Here is an 18,740-nt window from a genome sequence, read left to right on the forward strand (position 1 = left end):
CTATTAAATAATTGACGGTTTACTTCGTGTCAAACCCTTTTTAAGGCTTTTTATAATATTTGTTTCCTTTGATGAAATAGCTGAAAACAATCGAAGTTTTTTGGTAATATTTAGTTTTGGTTACAGTTGCTTTTCTTTGTTGTAGTAGCCTCCCTAGACTTTTATAAAAACTAAAATGTGCTTTTAAAATTGAAAAGAGGTGCCGTGGCTTTTGCTCCAATAGAAATTTCATTCCTGCCACGCCGTCAAGAATTAGGCGAACTCCAATTTTTACAAGAATAGGGCTAGTCGCATTTTTGGTCAAGGCAAATAGACTGTTCCGGAAATTTAAAAACGTTTTTTTGGGGTTGGAATTGCTTAACGTGGCTCCACCAACATGATAAACCGCTGAAGCGCCTACATATTTTACTGAATAACCTAGGTTTTTGGCCCGCCAACACAAATCGATTTCTTCCATGTGGGCAAAAAAATGTTCGTCAAAGCCGTTTAATTCATCAAACACATGGCTTCTCACAAACAGACAGGCACCTGAGGCCCAAAAAATTTCGGAAACGTCGTCATACTGTCCCGAATCTTTTTCAACAGTATTAAAAATACGTCCACGGCAATACGGATAACCAAATTTATCGATAAAACCTCCAGCAGCACCGGCATATTCAAAATGGTCTTTCTTTTTGAAATCCAATAATTTGGGTTGGATAATGGCTGTGTTGGGGTGCGTTTTAAAAGTATCTATTACAGGTTGCAACCAATTTTGGGTTACTTCCACATCGCTGTTCAATAGACAGAACACATCAGCTTCAACATGCTTCAGAGCATCGTTGTAACCTTTGGCATACCCCCCATTTTCGGCATTTTTTATAATTTTTACTGATGGAAATTCTTTTTCAACAAAAGCCACGGAATCGTCGGTCGAGGCATTGTCGGCCACATAAACCGTGGCTTCTTTTGAATGCTCAACCACCGAAGGCAAAAACTGCTCCAATAGCGCTTTTCCATTCCAATTTAATATAACAATGGCAATGTTCATGGGGTATAATCGGGGATATTTTTTAAGAATTGGTAGCGTTCGTTTTCAAAATCCATTTGGCAAAAATAATGATTCAGTCCGTTGGTGACCATTAAATAAGTGGCATTCAATTCTAAATTATACCGCGCAATTTGGTCGAACGTAGATTGGTCAATAGTAACGGAAGGCGCTTTGCATTCCACAATTAAATGGATACTTCCGTTGGGGTTGAACACCACAATGTCGTAACGTTTTTTCAAATTGTTGATGGTCAGCTCTTTTTCAACGTTAATCAACGATTTTGGAAAACTTTTCCCTTCAATAAGATATTGGATGCAATGCTGCCTTACCCATTCTTCGGGTTGCAAAACCACGAACTTTTTACGGATACCATCAAAAATAGAAACTTTATTTTCTTTATTTTTGAATCGAAATGAATACTGCGGAAAATTGAGTGCTTGCAAAAGTTGTTGCGTTTATTTTTCAAAGTTAAACTACAGAACAGTAAATACCAATTTATGGTGATAAATTCCACGGATACCGTTTTGTTCCATTTGGGATTTTGTGATTAAGATTTGATATTTTAGAAGATTTGGACGAAGTAAAACAGTTGGTTACCGACATAAAAAACAGAAAACTGAAACCTATTTATTTTTTAATGGGCGAAGAGCCCTATTATATAGACCGGATTTCAGATTTTATTGAAGATACCGTTTTAAGCGAGGAAGAGCGGGGTTTTAATCAAATGGTGCTCTACGGTCGCGATGTTGCCGTTGAGGATATTGTGGGCCATGCCAAGCGTTTCCCGATGATGGCCGAATACCAAGTGGTGATTATAAAAGAGGCACAAGATTTGTCGCGAACCATCGAAAAATTGGCTAAATATGCCGAAAATCCTCAGCCCACAACAGTTTTGGTGGTAAACTATAAGTATAAAAGAATTGATAAACGGAAGGCACTTTATAAAACCCTTAAAAAAACTGGGGTAGTTTACGAAAGTAAAAAGCTTTATGAAAATCAGGTGGCCGATTGGATCCGCCGCGTATTATCGCCTAAAAAATATGATATATCCCCAAAAGCTGCTCAAATGTTGGTGGAATTTTTGGGCACCGATTTGAGCAAGATTAACAATGAACTTGAGAAACTTCAAATCATTCTGCCGAAAGGCACGCAGATTACTCCCGAGCACATAGAAGAAAACATTGGGATAAGTAAGGATTATAACAATTTTGAGCTTCGGAAGGCCGTAGGCGAACGAAATGCAGCTAAAGCGTTTAAAATTGTAAAGTATTTTGGTGAAAACCCAAAGGATAACCCCATGGTTGTAACGGTATCTCTGTTATTCAATTTCTTTTCGCAACTGTTGCAGTTTCATGGATTGAAGGATAAGTCACCTCGCAGTGTAGCTTCAGCGCTAAAAATCAATCCTTATTTTGTAAACGAATATATTGATGCGGCACGAAATTACCCTATGCGGAAAGTCAGTATGGTAGTGGCTACCCTAAGAGAGTTTGATGTTAAAGGAAAAGGGGTAGGCGCCAATGCAGTACCGCAGGGCGATTTGTTAAAGGAACTTTTGGTTCGTATTTTAAATTAATTTTATGGATGTTACTATTCACGAGAGTTGGAAACCTCATTTACAAGAGGAATTCGGTAAACCTTACTTTAATAACCTAGCGGAGTTTGTAAAAGCAGAGTATAAAAAACATCAATGTTTTCCACCAGGACCTGAAATTTTTAACGCGTTTAACCATTGCCATTTTGACGACGTAAAAGTGGTGATTATTGGTCAGGACCCCTATCACGGACCCGGCCAAGCCAATGGCTTATGTTTTTCGGTAGCCGATGGTGTTTCACATCCACCTTCACTTATTAATATTTTTAAAGAGATAGAAACCGATTTGGGTGTAGCATATCCAACCAGTGGTAATTTAGAGCGTTGGGCGAAGCAAGGGGTGCTATTGCTAAACGCTACTTTAACGGTTAGAGCACATCAAGCGGGAAGCCATCAAAATAAAGGCTGGGAAACCTTTACCGATGCCGTGATTAAATTAATAAGTTCAGAGAAAGAGAATGTGGTGTTCTTGCTTTGGGGCGGATTTGCCAAGAAAAAAGCAAAATTAATTGATGCTAAAAAGCATAATATTTTAAACTCTGGTCATCCTTCACCTTTAAGTGCTAATAGGGGGTACTGGTTTGGAAATAAGCACTTTAGTTTGGCTAACCAATACTTAGAATCAAAAGGAAAGGCGAAAGTGAATTGGTAGGCACACAAAAAGTCACTACTTATTGGTTAAGAAGTGTTATTCAGAATAATAATACTTGCAGGTAAAATTAACTGCCAGTAGGAGCAAGTATTACAGGTTCGTTTTCAATTCTAAAAACAACAGGTTGTTTAGATGTTGTTTTGTTTGGGGTTTTGTTGCAACTAAATCTTAACAATAAAAAATTAATTGAAACAAGAACAGCAAGAATCAGGGTAATTGTTAAAATCATAGGCTATTGGGGTTAGTTTTATAATTTTCGGCAAAATACAAATAATTTCGTCGAAAAACAACTTTTATGTTAATTACATGTAATATTAATATTATTACGGTGTAAAATTAATAATAAATAGGCTACACGGCAATACGCATATCTACTTACTTTTGCATTTTTATGTTTTACCAAAACTTTACAGGCAAAAATTATCGATAAAGTAAATTCTTAACACTTTTTTTGTCATAAACGGGTGTATGGTTATTTCTAAAATAACTGACTTAGCAGTATTTTTTGAAGAAGGGAGGAATTTCTATAATTAGAAACGGTTTTTATTGGTAAAGTTGAAAAATGCGTTGTTTTTTTAGCGGGGATTAGGGAATTTTTAATTTCTAAGGTTTCTTTTATCAATAAGCTGCAGGTTTCTTAAAATAAAATTTAATTTTGGAGCAAATTAGTGTGATTATGAATGAACCAAAGTGGATCAAAGCTAAAGATTACGAAGATATTACCTATGCAAAATGCAATGGTATTGCGAGAATTGCGTTTAACAGACCAAATGTTAGAAATGCATTTCGTCCCAAAACCACCAGTGAATTGTACGATGCCTTTTACGACGCCAATGAAGATGTAAATATTGGTGTGGTGTTGTTGTCGGCTGAGGGTCCTTCAACTAAAGATGGTGTGTACTCGTTTTGTAGCGGGGGCGATCAAAAGGCTAGAGGGCATCAAGGGTATGTAGGTGAAGATGGCTATCACCGCTTGAATATATTAGAGGTACAGCGCCTAATCCGTTTTATGCCCAAGGCCGTTATTGCCGTGGTTCCGGGATGGGCTGTGGGTGGCGGCCACAGTTTGCACGTGGTATGCGATTTAACTTTGGCCAGTAAAGAGCACGCTATTTTTAAACAAACCGATGCCGATGTTACCAGTTTTGATGGTGGCTATGGTTCGGCTTACTTGGCTAAAATGGTAGGCCAGAAAAAAGCACGTGAGATATTTTTCCTTGGAAGAAATTATTCGGCGCAAGAAGCTTTTGAAATGGGAATGGTAAATGCTGTGATTCCGCATGACGAATTAGAAAGTACTGCTTACGAATGGGCTCAGGAAATTTTAGCTAAATCTCCAACCTCTATAAAAATGCTCAAATTTGCGATGAATTTAACAGACGATGGTATGGTAGGCCAGCAGGTGTTTGCTGGTGAGGCTACACGATTGGCCTACATGACCGATGAAGCCAAAGAAGGGCGGAATGCGTTTCTTGAAAAAAGAAAGCCTAACTTCGATAAAAAATGGATTCCATAATGGAGAAGGTTTCTATTTGGCTTTCAGCCATGCGGCTTAGAACATTGCCGCTCTCCGTTTCTGGTATTATTTTAGCTTCCTGTCTGGCACATTATAATGGTGTTTTTCAATGGAGCATTTTTATATTGGCAATATTAACGACACTAAGCCTTCAAATCCTTTCCAATTTGGCAAACGATTATGGCGATGGCGTAAAAGGCACGGATAATAATGATAGGATTGGACCCGAACGTGCTTTGCAATCCGGAAAAATTACTTCAGAAAAACTATTCAATGCGATAAAAATCAATGTATTGGTGTGTGTTGGTTTGGCTGTTTTGCTCATTTTTACAGCATTTGGGGTAAAGTATTTATGGCACGCCTTGCTGTTCTTTTTATTAGGGGTAGGTGCGGTGGTTGCGGCTATGCGCTACACCATGGGCACAAAAGCCTATGGCTACCGGGGTCTGGGAGATGTTTTTGTGTTTGTCTTTTTCGGTTTGGTAAGTGTTATTGGTTGCTACGTACTTTATGCCAAAAAAATTGACCATGTTGTTTTTCTACCGGCCATAACCGTGGGACTTTTAAGTGTAGGGGTGTTGAACTTAAACAACATGCGCGATAGGCTATCTGATAAAAAGTCGAACAAAATTACTTTGGCTGTCAAGTTGGGTGAAAAATATGTAAAGATTTATCATAATGTATTGGTTTTATCCGCCATTTTGACTTCGGCCTTATTCGGTATTTTATATTATACATCGCCTTTCAATTTAATATTTGTGGTGGCTTATGTACCGTTATTACTTCATTTAAAACAGGTTAACAGTAATACCGATCCCAAGCTTTTAGACCCCGAATTAAAAAAGTTGGCATTAACCACAGTTTTATTGGCAATATTAATGGGAGTGGGGCATTTGTTATAGGATAATTTTGTAAATTCATGGTTTAAAATTGACACATGAAATGAGCGTGAATTTTATCGTTCATAAATTTTAAACAGATGAAAATTACATTTTACGGACATGCTTCGTTAGGTATTCAAATTGATGATGTTAACGTACTAGTCGATCCATTTATATCGCCAAACGAAAAGGCTTCGCATATTGATATTGACACTCTAGAGGCCGATTATATTTTAGTCACCCATGCCCACCAAGACCACATTGCCGATGTTGAGGCCATAGCCAAACGCACGAAAGCGGTAGTGGTTTCAAATTTTGAAATTGTTGGATATTTTGAAAAATTAGGTATTGAAGGTCACCCCATGAACCATGGCGGAAAATGGGATTTTGAATTCGGAACCGTGAAGTACGTTAATGCGATACACACTTCTTCATTTCCTGATGGCAGCTATGGCGGACAACCTGGCGGTTTCGTTTTGGAAGGAGAACACAAAAACATTTATATCGCAGGCGATACGGCACTGACTTTCGATATGAAATTAATCCCCATGCAAACCCAGCTCGATTTGGCCATTTTGCCCATTGGCGATAATTTTACCATGGGCGTTGATGATGCCATTCTAGCGAGCGATTTTGTAGAATGTAACAAAGTTATGGGCTATCACTACGATACCTTTGGGTATATTGAAATTGACCACGAAGATGCTAAAAGGAAGTTTTTCGAGAAGGACAAAGATTTAATGCTTCTTGAAATTGGAGAACATATAGAATTGTAAATGCTGAACGCCTCATATAAACCCCATACCTTAAACTTTAAAACACCCGGAGGCACTTCTCGCGGGGTGTTAAAAACGAAAGACACTTATTTTTTAATTATAAACTCTGATGAAAAACAGGGGATTGGCGAATGTGCTTTGTTTAAAGGGCTTTCGGCCGATGATGTGCCTAATTATGAGGGGAAACTAAATTGGGTTTGTGAAAACATCAATTTAGGACTGGAGACACTTTTGGCTTCTTTATCTGAATTTCCAAGTATTCAATTCGGATTGGAAACGGCATTCAAGTCTTTGGAAAGTCAGGACGCTTTTGAATTATTTCCTTCTAATTTTACGGATGACGAGGGTGCTATCCCTATCAACGGATTAATTTGGATGGGCAGCGAATCCTTTATGAAGCAACAAATGAAGGAAAAGATTGAAGCAGGCTTCAGCTGCATAAAAATGAAAATTGGCGCCATCGATTTTGAAACGGAATTGGGTTTACTGAAATCAATCCGCAAAGAATTCAGCTCAAAAGACATCGAACTTCGTGTAGACGCCAACGGAGCTTTTTCCCCTGAAAATGCTTTGGAAAAATTAAAACAGCTTTCAGAATTCGATTTGCATTCCATAGAGCAACCTATAAGGCAAGGCCAGTTTGAATTTATGACGGCATTGTGCGAAACCACCCCATTGCCCATTGCGCTCGATGAAGAACTTATCGGTGTTTTTTCAGAATCGGAAAAACAGAAACTACTACAAGTTATAAATCCACAGTATATCATTTTAAAACCCAGTTTGGTTGGTGGTTTCCGTGGAAGCGATACTTGGATAGAGTTAGCCAAAAAACAAAACATAGGTTGGTGGATTACCAGTGCTCTGGAAAGCAATATAGGGTTGAATGCCATTGCACAATACACTTACACAAAGCACAGCAAAATGCCACAAGGTTTGGGCACGGGCGGATTGTTTACCAATAATTTTGAAAGTCCGTTGGAAGTTAAAAAAGGCACTTTGCAGTACGCCAAAAACAAACACTGGAATTTAAAATTTTTAAAAGAACAACTATGTATATAGAGCAGGCATTCAAAGGGTTGTACGATTGGTGGCGCTACGTTTTGGGCGTGTTTATAATTTTTGCGGCGTGGCAATTTATTGGTATGGTGCCCTTGGGAATAGCCATTGTTGTGAAATTGTTCGGAACAAACATGGAGCAAATCCCAACCGATATTCCGCAAATGATTGAGCTTCTGGGAAGCAATCTGTTCTTGTTCTTAATGCTTATTTCGTTTGCATTTGGCCTATTGGGCGTATTTGTTTCGGCGAAGACGTTGCATAAGCAATCCATAAAAATGCTCACCACGGTTAGAGATAACATAGATTGGAAACGCTTTTGGTTCATTTTTTTCCTATGGGGGATGCTTTCGAGTGGCTTGGTGCTGTTAGACTACGTTTTAGCACCAGAGGATTACCAACTTAATTTTCAGTTGAAACCGTTTTTAATTTTGGCCGTAATAGCCATTTTGCTTATTCCGTTGCAAACTAGTTTCGAAGAATATTTTTTTAGAGGCTATCTAATGCAGGGGCTTGGTGTTGTTTTTAAGAATAAATGGGTACCCTTGCTAATAACCTCAATAGGCTTCGGTTTAATGCATATTGCCAATCCTGAGGTAGAAAAGCTGGGTTACATTATTATGGTTTATTACATCGGTACCGGATTGTTTTTAGGGATTATTACTTTGATGGATGAAGGTTTGGAACTAGCCTTGGGCTTTCATGCAGCAAATAATTTGTTTACCGCGCTGTTGGTAACAGCCGATTGGACGGCGTTTCAAACACATTCTATTTTAAAAGATTTGTCCGATCCTTCCAAAATGGCCATGGCCGAAATTTTTGTGCCCGTATTAATCGTTTTTCCCATTTTGATATTCATTCTTTCAAAACGATATAAATGGAATAATTGGAAAGAAAAGTTAATAGGAACTATTGTTGAACCGCCCAAAGAGGACTATAAAATTTTAGAATAATATGATACCACATTACACCAACGTACATTTAAAATTCAAACTGGATGGCCTAAGTTACAAGTACGACGAACTTATGGAAGTGGCCTATAGTTATGTGAAAGAGGGTTTGCCCTATCAGCAAGATTTAGGGAATTTTTTGTTGGATTGGCTCGATCAGCACGACCATGTTGTAGTAAAAACATCGGGTTCTACCGGAAAGCCTAAGCAGATAAAAATAAAGAAACAGGCTATGGTCAATTCGGCGATTGCAACGGGCGATTTTTTTAATCTACAGCCGGGCGATAAGGTGTTGAACTGTTTACCGTCTAACTTTATTGCTGGTAAAATGATGATTGTTCGGGCCATTATGTTGGGCTTGGAGCTCGATATGACCGAGCCAGCGGCTTTACCTTTGATTGACTACGAAAAAGATTATGATTTTTGTGCCTTTACACCAATGCAGTTAAAAAACTTTGCCAAGTATTTGAAAAGTATACGAGTTGCTATTGTTGGTGGTGGTATGGTATCAAAGCCAATCATTGAAATGATAAAGGATAAGAAGCCATTGGTTTATGAAACTTACGGAATGACCGAAACCGTGTCGCATATCGCCGTAAAAAAACTGAATAATTTCAAAGATGGTGAATCGCTTGAAACCTCATACTTCAACACTTTGCCCGATATTACCGTTTCAACCGACGATAGAAGCTGTTTAGTAATCGAGGCACCACATCTTTCCGAAGAAAAAATTGTTACTAACGATATTGTAAAAATTCATTCCAACACCTGCTTTGAATGGCTTGGTAGGTATGATAATGTTATTAATTCAGGTGGTATAAAATTGTTTCCAGAGCAAATTGAAAGGAAGTTGCAAAGCAAGATACCGGGCGAGTTTTTTATAGCTTCAAAACCAGACGACACATTGGGTGAAAAACTGGTCTTGGTTTTAGAGGCCAAAGAAAATAATCTAGACCCCGCTATTTTTGATGTGTTGGATAAATACGAAAAGCCAAAAGAGGTGCTTACCGTGCCCAAGTTTCAACAAACGTCGTCAGGGAAAATCCATCGGGAAAAAACACTGGAACTGTTAAATTTATAGATTTGGCGTAACGTTTCGGCTATTTTTGCAACCTACTTAAAAATGTAAGCTATGAATTTTTTAAAACGCGTGCTGGCCACAGTAGTCGGGATAATAGTGTTTGTAACACTTTGTTTTTTCGGATTACTTGTTTTGGGCGCACTTTTTGGAGCCGACCCTAATGAAACCTTAAAAATAAAATCTAATTCGGTACTCGAATTGAGATTGGATTTCCCTATTAAGGATTATGCCGGGAAAATAGAATTTGAAGAATATCCATTTTTAAATGAAGATGAAAAAAATGGATTGTTCAATCTCATCGATGCGATAAATTATGCGGCCACAGATGATAAGATAAAGGGGATTTCCATTGATAACAATTTTATCGATGCGGGTATTTCACAAACCAAAGCACTTCGCGGGGCACTGCTCAAGTTTAAGGAATCTGGAAAATTCATAGTGTCGTATTCCGATATTTATTCCCAAAAAGACTACTATTTAAGTTCGGTTGCCGATACCGTTTACATCAATCCGGTTGGAATAATGGAGTTTAAAGGACTGTATTCCGAGCGTTTGTACTTCAAGGATTTTCAGGAAAAAACAGGCTTTAAAATGGAAGTGGTTCGCTTGGGCAAATACAAAAGTGCTGTCGAGCCTTTTTTGGACAACAAAATGAGTGACAATAATCGAGAGCAAATTTCGGCATATTTGAATTCCCTGTGGATCGAAATGAAAAGCGATATTTCCGCAAGTAGAGGTATTTCCGAAGAACGATTAAATATAATAGCCGATAGTTTGCTGGCCCGAAACCCACAAATGGCTAAAGACGTAAAACTAATCGATAAAGTTGGTTATTACGATGAATACATGAATGGCATTAAAAAAGCCGTAGGAATCAGCATTGATACTGAATTGCCAACCGTTACCATTCGCGATTATGCCCGTTATGCAGCTAATAAAATAAATAAATATAACAAAAATAAAATTGCAGTTATTTATGCCGAGGGCGATATTATTTACGGTGAAGGCGACGAAAATGCCATTGGTCAGGGAAACATGGGAAAATCCTTGGTAGAGGCCAGAGAAGACAATAATGTTAAGGCTGTGGTGCTTCGCATCAATTCACCTGGAGGTAGTGCTTTGGCCAGTGAGCTTATTTGGCGTGAGATTACATTGACCAAAAAAGTAAAACCGGTAATTGTTTCAATGGGCGATTTTGCTGCATCGGGCGGGTATTATATGGCCTGTAATGCCGATTATATTATTGCCGAACCCACAACTATAACGGGGAGTATTGGTGTTTTTGGTGTATTGCCCAACGGCAAGCAATTGGCCGATAACTTAGGTATAAATGCAGAGCAGGTTAAAACCAACGCCAATGCGGTAACTTACAGTTTTTTCGAACCCCTAAATTCAACACAGCGCAAATTTATAAAGGAAGGTATTTTGGATATTTATGAATTGTTTACCAATCGTGTTGCCCAAGGAAGAAAAATGAGTTTAGATGAAGTGGAAGCCATTGCGCAAGGACGAGTTTGGACAGGAACCGATGCACTGAATATTGGTTTGGTAGATGAGATGGGGGGGCTTGACGTAGCTTTACAGCATGCAGCCGAAGCGGCCGAAATTCAAGACTATCAAATTAAGGAATTGCCCGTGTTCAAAAAAAATCTGGACGAGATGTTGGAAAAATTCGGATTGATAAAAACTAAGGAAACCATTCTTAAGGAAGAATTGGGAGCGGAAAATTATAAGGCTTTAAAAGAGATTAAATCTATGTCTGAAAAAAAGGGAATGCAATTATTGTTTCCTTTTTCAACAGATATAAAATAAAGCAGTGTTTCTTTCCTATAATGATGATTAAAACAGAAACGAGCGGAAATAATGTCGCTCGTTTTTTATTTATTTCTGCATTTTAAAATAGTAGTCTAACGAATGTTTTCCGGAGCCATAAACTAAGAAGAAAGCACAAACTAAAAGTGTAGTCAAGGCTAAAACTAGATTTCCAGCATGCATCTCACCTACAAAATTGATAAGTATGGCGCCTATTAGAATAGGTAGCTGTCCTAAAATAGCCCAGCGCGTTAACAGTCCAAAGGCGATTAGCAGTCCGCCAATAAAATGAGCGGGGGCAACATAATGTACCATAATCATACCGCCCGCCATATTTTGCATGGGCTTAAAAAGTTCCATGAGCATGGCGCTATTCGACATAAAATCGATGCCTTTAAAAAATAAAAAGCCGCCGAGTACAATACGTAACAGATCAATGGGCAAATAAGTATGGCGGTTGGCCCACTTATTTAGGGTTTTTATTGTATCCATGATTGAAAAGTTGTTGGTTTTCAATACATAAGATACGAAAAAATGGTCAGTTTTGGAAATTACACCTGAAGCACGCCCATATTAAAAGGTTTTTCAATGGGGGAGTGGTTAGCTGCTTCAATCCCCATGCTAATCCACGTTCGGGTGTCCAACGGGTCGATAATGGCATCGGTCCAAATACGTGCTGCAGCGTAGTATGGCGATACTTGGTTGTCGTAGCGGCTTTTTATTTTGTCGTAAAGTTCGGCTTCTTTTTCTTTGGTTATTTTTTCACCTTGTTTTTCCAAAGAAGCTTTTTCAATCTGCAGTAATACTTTAGCGGCTGAGTTTCCGCTCATAACGGCCAGTTCGGCACTAGGCCAAGCAACAATCAGCCTGGGATCATATGCTTTTCCGCACATGGCATAATTTCCAGCGCCGTAACTGTTACCTATCACAATGGTAAACTTGGGTACAACCGAATTACTCACGGCATTTACCATTTTAGCACCATCTTTTATTATGCCGCCGTGTTCGCTTTTGCTGCCCACCATAAATCCTGTAACATCTTGCAAAAACACTAATGGGATTTTCTTTTGGTTGCAATTGGCAATAAACCGAGTGGCTTTATCTGCACTGTCGTTATAGATAACACCGCCAAATTGCATTTCGCCTTTTTTAGTTTTTACGAGTTTACGTTGATTGGCCACAATACCTACTGCCCAGCCATCAATCCTAGCGTAACAAGTAATAATGGTCTGCCCGTATCCGGCCTTATATTCGTCAAACTCGCTGTTATCAACCAATCGTTTTATAACTTCATACATATCGTATTGGTCGGCTCTCGATTTAGGAACGATACCATAAATTTCTTCAGGTTTCTCAATGGGTTTTTTGGCTTCGGAACGATTAAATCCAGCTTTACCAAAATCCCCAATTTTATCCATAATATTTTTTATGGTGGTCAGGGCGTCTTTATCGTCTTTAGCTTTATAATCGGTCACGCCCGAAATTTCGCAGTGGGTGGTTGCACCGCCTAAAGTTTCGTTATCAATAGTTTCGCCAATGGCTGCCTTTACCAAATAACTTCCGGCCAAGAAGATACTTCCGGTTTTATCGACAATTAAAGCCTCATCGCTCATAATAGGTAAATAGGCGCCACCGGCCACACAACTGCCCATAACGGCTGCAATTTGGGTAATGCCCATACTGCTCATTATAGCATTGTTTCTAAAAATGCGCCCAAAATGCTCTTTATCGGGAAAAATTTCGTCCTGCATGGGCAGATAGACACCCGCTGAATCGACCAAATAAATAATGGGTAATCGGTTTTCAATGGCTATTTCCTGTGCGCGTAAATTCTTTTTACCAGTAATAGGAAACCAGGCGCCAGCTTTTACGGTAGCATCATTGGCAACAACAATACATTGCTTCCCTTTTACATAGCCCATTTTCACTACAACACCACCGGAGGGGCAACCGCCGTGTTCTTGGTACATGTCTTCACCAGCAAAAGCACCAATTTCAACAGCTGTTTTGTTATCATCCAACAGAAAATCAATGCGTTCGCGGGCAGTCATTTTGCCTTTGCTGTGCAGTTTTTCTATTCGGTTTTTTCCGCCACCTAAACTTACTTTTGCTAAACGTCTTTTAAGTTCTGAAACCAAGAGTTTGTTATAATCTTCGTTCTTGTTGAAGTTGATATCCATGTAGTGCTAGTTTGTTGCTAAAGTACAAAAGTTTCCATTTTTTTTATGGCTATCGTTAATGAAATACTAAATAATATTACATGGAAATATATTCCTTGGAAAATAAAATTATATTTTGTACTTTTGAGGTATCAAATTTTAAGAAATGAAAAAGATTATTGCATTTGCAGGGAGTAACAGTAAGAATTCAATTAACAAACAGTTGGTGACTTATGCATCGGGTTTACTCGATGATGCCACGGTTGAAGTTTTAGACTTAAACGATTTTGAGTTGCCTGTTTTTGGCATAGATTTAGAAAACGAAAAAGGTATTCCAGAGAACGCACATCAATTTTTAAATCAGATAAAGTCGTCTCAGGGTATTATGCTTTCGTTGGCCGAACATAACGGAGCGTATTCCACGGCCTTTAAAAATATTTTTGATTGGATGTCGAGAATAGAAAGTAAAACCTTTTTCGGCAAACCCATGCTGCTCATGGCTGCATCGCCGGGGGGCAGGGGCGGGGCTTCAGTTTTAAGTGTTGCGAAAAACAGGTTTCCGTACCACAATGCCGAGATTACTGGCGTGTTTTCTTTGCCGAACTTTAAGGAAAACTTTTCGGACGGCAAACTGATTAATAAGGAATTGGATTCTGAGTTGAAAAAAGCAGTTTCAGAATTTGAAAAGCACTTAGAGCATGAAAGTACAACACAGGCATCATAAAAATAAAGGTCAGTTTTACATTGAAATAGATGGAGAAACAAAAGCCGAAATGACCTATAGCATGGCCGGAGAAGAAAAAATGATCATCGATCACACCGAGGTCGACGCTGGCTTAAAAGGACAAGGCATTGGTTATAAATTAGTAGAAACAGCGGTTCAGTACGCGCGCGAAAACCATATAAAAATTGTGCCATTGTGTCCGTTTGCAAATGCCGTATTTAAGAAAAAATCAGAATATCACGATGTGCTTCATAAATAATAGGCAACAATAAATTATAAAAAAAACATGGGAGACCTGGCAAAAGATATCAATTCAAAATTTGAAAATAATCATGTAAAGGCGTTAATAAATATTGTGTATACGGCCAACTGGATAACTGGCTACCAAAACGAGTTTTTTAAACCCTTTGGTATTTCACCGCAGCAGTATAACATCCTTCGCATTTTGCGCGGAGCCAACGAACCTTTAAATGTTCAAACCATTAAAAATCGTATGATTGAGCGTGCACCCAATGCCACAAGGTTAATGGATAAGCTTTGCTCTAAAAACTTAATTGAACGCTTGCCGTGTGAACACGACAGACGCATTGTAAAAATTGCGATCACAAAAGAAGGCTTGGCGCTTTTAGAGAAAATTCCAGATAATTTCAACAGTAAATTATTGGAAAACCTTAGTGATGATGAAGCGGCAGAGTTGAGCCGATTGCTAGATAAAATGCGATAACATTTTTTTTAATTAAATATTTTCCATGGAAAATAAAAAGAAAGGATTTTAAAATGAAACTAAATACAATTAAAAACATTGGCCCCAGTCATTTTGTTAATATGGGCGATATTAGGTTAAGACAACCGTTGCCCACCAGAAAAATTGATATGGTAGATCCCTTTATTTTGTTGCATCATTATGGACCGTATCATATTTCGGAGGAACATAATCCGTTCGATTTAGGGCCACATCCGCACCGGGGTTTCGAACCGATTACCTTTTTGTTTCAAGGTGAACAATTACACCGCGATTCTTTGGGAAATGAGAGCGTGGTGAAAGCCGGCGATGTGCAATGGACCACGGCTGGACGCGGAATTATTCATGCCGAGGCACCCACAAAAGATTTTGTAAAACAAGGCGGGTATATTGAAGGCATCCAATTATGGTTGAATTTGCCTGCCGAAAAAAAGATGATTCCTGCGGCTTACCAACATGTTAAGCATGATGAATTTAGGGGGATAACCTCTAAAGACGAAAAAGTAAATGTTAGAATTGTTGCCGGTGAATTAAACGGTGTTTACGGACGCATAAAAACACAAACTTCTGTGAATGCCTTTGTTTTAGAAGCCCAATCTGGAGGGGAAACAACCATAAATATTCCACAATCACATAATGCTTTGCTGTATTTGTTAAGCGGAAATGTGGTGGTTAACTCGACGGAAGAATTGAAACTTGACGATAACCAAATTTTGGAGTTTAACCGCGATGGTAACGGCTTTTCAATAAAAGCGAAAGCAGACTCTAAATTATTAGTGGTGTCGGGCGAACCATTTAACGAGCCAGTGGCAACTTATGGGCCTTATGTTATGAACACCCAAACCGAAATTTTAGAAGCCATGCGCGATTTTCAATCGGGTAAAATGGGGTTTCTTCCAGTAAATTAAAAAAGTAAAAAGTTGAAAATATGAAAAAAGTAATCCATAAATCAGATACACGCGGATTTGCCAACCACGGTTGGTTAAAATCCTACCACACCTTTAGTTTTGCAGGGTACCAAAATCCCGAACGGATGAATTTTGGAGTGCTACGGGTGTTAAACGACGACGTGGTACAACCTAAAATGGGCTTTGGAACCCATCCGCACCAAAATATGGAAATTATTTCTATTCCGTTGAAAGGCGCACTGTCGCACAAAGACAGCATGGATAATAAGCGTGCCATTGAAGTGGGCGAGGTGCAGGTAATGAGCGCCGGAACAGGATTGACACATTCTGAGTTTAATGATAGCCAAACCGATGAAGTAAACTTTCTTCAAATATGGATCATTCCAGAAGAAAAAGGCGTAACGCCCAATTACGAACAACGAAAATTCAATTCGGAAAAACAAAAAAACCGTTTGCAAACTGTAGTGGCTCCAAAAGATAAATTGGAAGGTAATGCTCTGCCCATTAGTCAACAGGCTTACATTTACCGAAGTGATTTGGATGCAGAAAAATCAATTGAAGTCAAGGTGAAAAACGAAGCCAACGGACTCTACATTTTTGTAATTGATGGCGAAGTTGAAGTGGCAGAAACCATTTTGAATTCACGGGATGCGATAGGTGTTTCCGAGGTCTCAAAAGTTGAAATCAAGGCGAACAAACCATCTCAGTTTATTATAATTGAAGTGCCGATGAATGCATAAAAGTTTCGAAAAAATTTTATTTTGAAATTACATTTTTTGTCATTCCGATTAAACTGAATAGCCCTCATTTTACAAACTTCTTTTTGGATAAAATGAGGGCTTTTCAAATCTTTTCTATTTTTGCCAACCTATGAACGATAATTTTACAAACGAGTTTTTCGGTATTGGTATTCAAAATGGTAAAACCCCAGAAAATTTGGGGGTACTTTGGCGTTCGGCACAAAATTTAGGAGCCAGTTTTATTTTTACCATTGGCAATAGGTATGCCAAACAAGCTTGCGATACGCACAATGCCGTAAAGGCGATGCCGTATTTTCATTACGAAACGTTTGAAGATTTTTTCAACAACTTACCCAAAGGCGCCAGAATTGTGGGCGTGGAGCTGGATGATAAAGCCGAAGATTTAGAGCAGTTCCATCATCCAAGAAGATGTGTTTATTTGTTGGGAGCCGAAGACCACGGACTCTCAAAACAAGCCATTGAAAAATCACATTTTTTGGTGAAATTCAAATCGGAATTAAGCCTGAATGTTTCGGTTGCGGGCAGCATCGTCATGTACGATAGGCAATTGAATAAACCACGAAGCTAGTTTAAAGATTCTTTGCGGCTGCCTTTTCTAAAACAATGCTCTTCACCCAGAAAATTGGGGTCGCCATATTTTTCAGACCAAAAGCCTTCGAGTACATCTTTGGTTAAACACTTGTACACGGCAACGCCTTTAAAAATGGAATGCTCGGCCTTGTAGTAAAAATTAATGACTAAAATGTTGTTTTTAAAAAATCCGGTGCCAAATTGTTTTTGGTCGGTGCCAATGGTCCAACTGGCTTCAATGCGGTTGTGCTCGTTCAGAGTTAGTTTTAGCGTACCGCTATATTGAGAGGCTTCCAAATCTTGATTTTTGCCCACAATGGTGTATTCTCCAATTAAATCTTCAACCGTCATGCTTTACTGGTAACTAAAATTATTTTTTGGTCGGTAGCGTTGGTCGTGAAAAACAGATAAGTGCTTCCACCGTCTTTTATTTTGAATTTCTTTCGGATTTGTTGTACCGTTTCCGGAAAATTCCGAGTGGTGATGTTCGCCTTTTCAATCCCCAATTTTTTGAGTTCCTTTTTATTGTACGGCAAGCACTGTTCAACTTTAAAAGCCCTTCCGGGGAAATCAACGAACTCTTCGCTGGTGTAAAGATGCGAGTGCGGATGGAATTTAAAAACACCAACCTGGTTCGCCACCGAATGGAAACCGCCCGATTTTAAAATGGCACTATTGGGTTCATAAAGATAGGAAAGGGGTTCGCTATAAGTTGAAACAGCTCCCTTTTCATCTTCAAAAATAAACGAAAAGTGTTCGTTATTTCCTTTTTTGAGATTAGCCGTTTCAATGGTTATTTTGCCAGAATAGTCTTTTTCCAGTATCCATAAAAGTTCTTTTACCTCGTTATTTACGGCTACCACATGAATGCTTTTTACGTTTTTCAACTCATCAATGCCCACCGAAAAATCGAGTAGTGGTGATGTTTTTATCATGATGTTTTTAGAGCATTCAAAAAGCGTATCGACATGTTCTGGTATGTTGGGCAAACAATCCTTTAAAAAAAACACTTTTCCTTTGGTGTCATGCCGTCGCGAAGGGTCGATGTAAATCCAATCGAAAAGACTTTTTGTGGATTTTAAATAATCAATGCCGTCACCACTAATGGTTTTAATGTTTGCAACTTTTAGCTGCCCATAATTATGCGAAACGATATTTGAAAGTTCCTCATTAATTTCATAATGCACCACCACTTCAAAACGTTTCGAAAAGTAAAAACAATCTATCCCAAAGCCACCGGTGAGGTCGATAATGGAATGACCATCCATTAGTTTCGATTTGTATTCGGCGGTAATTTCAGAAGAAGTTTGTTCTATATTTAGCTTATTGGGATAATAAATATTTTCGGTTTTAAACCAAGTGGGCAGTTTTTTTTGAGAACGTTTTTTAGCTTCAATTTGCTCAATGAGGTCTTTGGTTTCCAGATTTTGAAACGATGTGCCTTTCAGTAAAATAGAAGCGACATCAGCATTCAAATGTTCAGAAATAAATTCTTGGATTTCAGTATTTAAAATGGACTTGTTCAAAA

General features: G+C 38.6%; 21 protein-coding genes. 15 read left to right on the forward strand and 6 right to left on the reverse strand.

What is annotated here, in order from left to right; all coding sequences use genetic code 11:
* Positions 1–40 precede the first annotated feature (40 nt).
* Together ABI125_06900 and ABI125_06905 are read right to left on the reverse strand one after the other, a co-directional pair.
* Positions 41–1,030: a glycosyltransferase family 2 protein gene (locus ABI125_06900; protein ID XCF07580.1), complete on the reverse strand. Its 990-nt coding sequence runs from the start codon at positions 1,028–1,030 to the stop codon at positions 41–43.
* Positions 1,027–1,473 carry a type I restriction enzyme HsdR N-terminal domain-containing protein gene (locus ABI125_06905; protein ID XCF07581.1) on the reverse strand — a complete coding sequence of 149 codons (447 nt, stop codon included), beginning with the start codon at positions 1,471–1,473 and terminating at the stop codon, positions 1,027–1,029. Before ABI125_06905 ends, ABI125_06900 begins: the two co-directional genes overlap by 4 nt.
* Before the next feature lie 128 nt (positions 1,474–1,601).
* On the opposite strand from ABI125_06905, the gene holA reads away from it, so the two are divergent.
* From holA to sppA, 9 genes are all read left to right on the forward strand, one after another.
* A complete protein-coding gene (gene holA / locus ABI125_06910; GenBank protein ID XCF07582.1) occupies positions 1,602–2,606 on the forward strand; it encodes a DNA polymerase III subunit delta in 1,005 nt (334 codons plus the stop codon).
* Positions 2,607–2,610: 4 nt separating this feature from the next.
* Positions 2,611–3,276: a uracil-DNA glycosylase gene (gene ung, locus ABI125_06915; protein XCF07583.1), complete on the forward strand. Its 666-nt coding sequence runs from the start codon at positions 2,611–2,613 to the stop codon at positions 3,274–3,276.
* A gap of 676 nt (positions 3,277–3,952) precedes the next feature.
* A complete protein-coding gene (locus ABI125_06920; protein ID XCF07584.1) occupies positions 3,953–4,792 on the forward strand; it encodes a 1,4-dihydroxy-2-naphthoyl-CoA synthase in 840 nt (279 codons plus the stop codon).
* Positions 4,780–5,694: a 1,4-dihydroxy-2-naphthoate octaprenyltransferase gene (gene menA / locus ABI125_06925; GenBank protein XCF07585.1), complete on the forward strand. Its 915-nt coding sequence runs from the start codon at positions 4,780–4,782 to the stop codon at positions 5,692–5,694. The genes ABI125_06920 and menA overlap by 13 nt, the downstream gene beginning before the upstream one ends.
* A gap of 77 nt (positions 5,695–5,771) precedes the next feature.
* Positions 5,772–6,449, forward strand: coding sequence for a metal-dependent hydrolase (locus tag ABI125_06930; GenBank protein ID XCF07586.1), 678 nt, complete (start codon positions 5,772–5,774; stop codon positions 6,447–6,449).
* Positions 6,450–7,508, forward strand: a complete 1,059-nt coding sequence (locus ABI125_06935; protein ID XCF07587.1) for an o-succinylbenzoate synthase — start codon at positions 6,450–6,452, stop codon at positions 7,506–7,508. It abuts the gene before it with no gap.
* On the forward strand, positions 7,499–8,458 hold the full coding sequence (locus ABI125_06940) for a CPBP family intramembrane glutamic endopeptidase (protein ID XCF07588.1): 960 nt from the start codon (positions 7,499–7,501) through the stop codon (positions 8,456–8,458). Before ABI125_06935 ends, ABI125_06940 begins: the two co-directional genes overlap by 10 nt.
* A 1-nt stretch (position 8,459) precedes the next feature.
* Positions 8,460–9,536: an AMP-binding protein gene (locus ABI125_06945; GenBank protein XCF07589.1), complete on the forward strand. Its 1,077-nt coding sequence runs from the start codon at positions 8,460–8,462 to the stop codon at positions 9,534–9,536.
* 51 nt (positions 9,537–9,587) lie between these two features.
* Positions 9,588–11,348, forward strand: coding sequence for a signal peptide peptidase SppA (gene sppA / locus ABI125_06950; GenBank protein ID XCF07590.1), 1,761 nt, complete (start codon positions 9,588–9,590; stop codon positions 11,346–11,348).
* A gap of 69 nt (positions 11,349–11,417) precedes the next feature.
* Here the strand turns inward: sppA and ABI125_06955 are convergent, their stop codons facing one another.
* Both ABI125_06955 and ABI125_06960 read right to left on the reverse strand, forming a co-directional pair.
* Positions 11,418–11,840 carry a DoxX family protein gene (locus ABI125_06955; GenBank protein ID XCF07591.1) on the reverse strand — a complete coding sequence of 141 codons (423 nt, stop codon included), beginning with the start codon at positions 11,838–11,840 and terminating at the stop codon, positions 11,418–11,420.
* A 59-nt stretch (positions 11,841–11,899) separates the two neighbouring features.
* Positions 11,900–13,528 carry a carboxyl transferase domain-containing protein gene (locus tag ABI125_06960; GenBank protein XCF07592.1) on the reverse strand — a complete coding sequence of 543 codons (1,629 nt, stop codon included), beginning with the start codon at positions 13,526–13,528 and terminating at the stop codon, positions 11,900–11,902.
* A gap of 145 nt (positions 13,529–13,673) precedes the next feature.
* On the opposite strand from ABI125_06960, the gene ABI125_06965 reads away from it, so the two are divergent.
* The 6 genes from ABI125_06965 to ABI125_06990 all read left to right on the forward strand — a co-directional run bounded on the left by ABI125_06965 (position 13,674) and on the right by ABI125_06990 (position 17,210).
* Positions 13,674–14,231 (forward strand): NAD(P)H-dependent oxidoreductase, encoded by a 558-nt coding sequence (locus ABI125_06965; GenBank protein XCF07593.1) that lies wholly within the window; start codon positions 13,674–13,676, stop codon positions 14,229–14,231.
* A complete protein-coding gene (locus ABI125_06970) occupies positions 14,206–14,490 on the forward strand; it encodes a GNAT family N-acetyltransferase (GenBank protein ID XCF07594.1) in 285 nt (94 codons plus the stop codon). The genes ABI125_06965 and ABI125_06970 overlap by 26 nt, the downstream gene beginning before the upstream one ends.
* Positions 14,491–14,517: 27 nt before the next feature.
* The gene (locus tag ABI125_06975; GenBank protein XCF07595.1) at positions 14,518–14,955 is read left to right on the forward strand and encodes a MarR family transcriptional regulator; all 438 of its coding nucleotides are present in this window, start codon (positions 14,518–14,520) and stop codon (positions 14,953–14,955) included.
* A gap of 53 nt (positions 14,956–15,008) precedes the next feature.
* On the forward strand, positions 15,009–15,881 hold the full coding sequence (locus tag ABI125_06980) for a pirin family protein (GenBank protein XCF07596.1): 873 nt from the start codon (positions 15,009–15,011) through the stop codon (positions 15,879–15,881).
* A gap of 20 nt (positions 15,882–15,901) precedes the next feature.
* Positions 15,902–16,621: a pirin family protein gene (locus ABI125_06985; GenBank protein ID XCF07597.1), complete on the forward strand. Its 720-nt coding sequence runs from the start codon at positions 15,902–15,904 to the stop codon at positions 16,619–16,621.
* Between the two features lie 130 nt (positions 16,622–16,751).
* Entirely contained in the window at positions 16,752–17,210 is a 459-nt protein-coding gene (locus ABI125_06990; GenBank protein XCF07598.1) for an RNA methyltransferase, read from the forward strand.
* Here the strand turns inward: ABI125_06990 and ABI125_06995 are convergent.
* Both ABI125_06995 and ABI125_07000 read right to left on the reverse strand, forming a co-directional pair.
* Positions 17,207–17,563 (reverse strand): hypothetical protein, encoded by a 357-nt coding sequence (locus ABI125_06995; protein ID XCF07599.1) that lies wholly within the window; start codon positions 17,561–17,563, stop codon positions 17,207–17,209. The two genes, ABI125_06990 and ABI125_06995, sit on opposite strands and share 4 nt — an antisense overlap.
* Positions 17,560–18,738 (reverse strand): class I SAM-dependent methyltransferase, encoded by a 1,179-nt coding sequence (locus ABI125_07000; protein XCF07600.1) that lies wholly within the window; start codon positions 18,736–18,738, stop codon positions 17,560–17,562. The genes ABI125_06995 and ABI125_07000 overlap by 4 nt, the downstream gene beginning before the upstream one ends.
* Positions 18,739–18,740 lie beyond the last annotated feature (2 nt).

This window comes from Tamlana crocina, from assembly GCA_040429635.1.
Lineage (GTDB): Bacteria > Bacteroidota > Bacteroidia > Flavobacteriales > Flavobacteriaceae > Flavisericum > Flavisericum crocinum.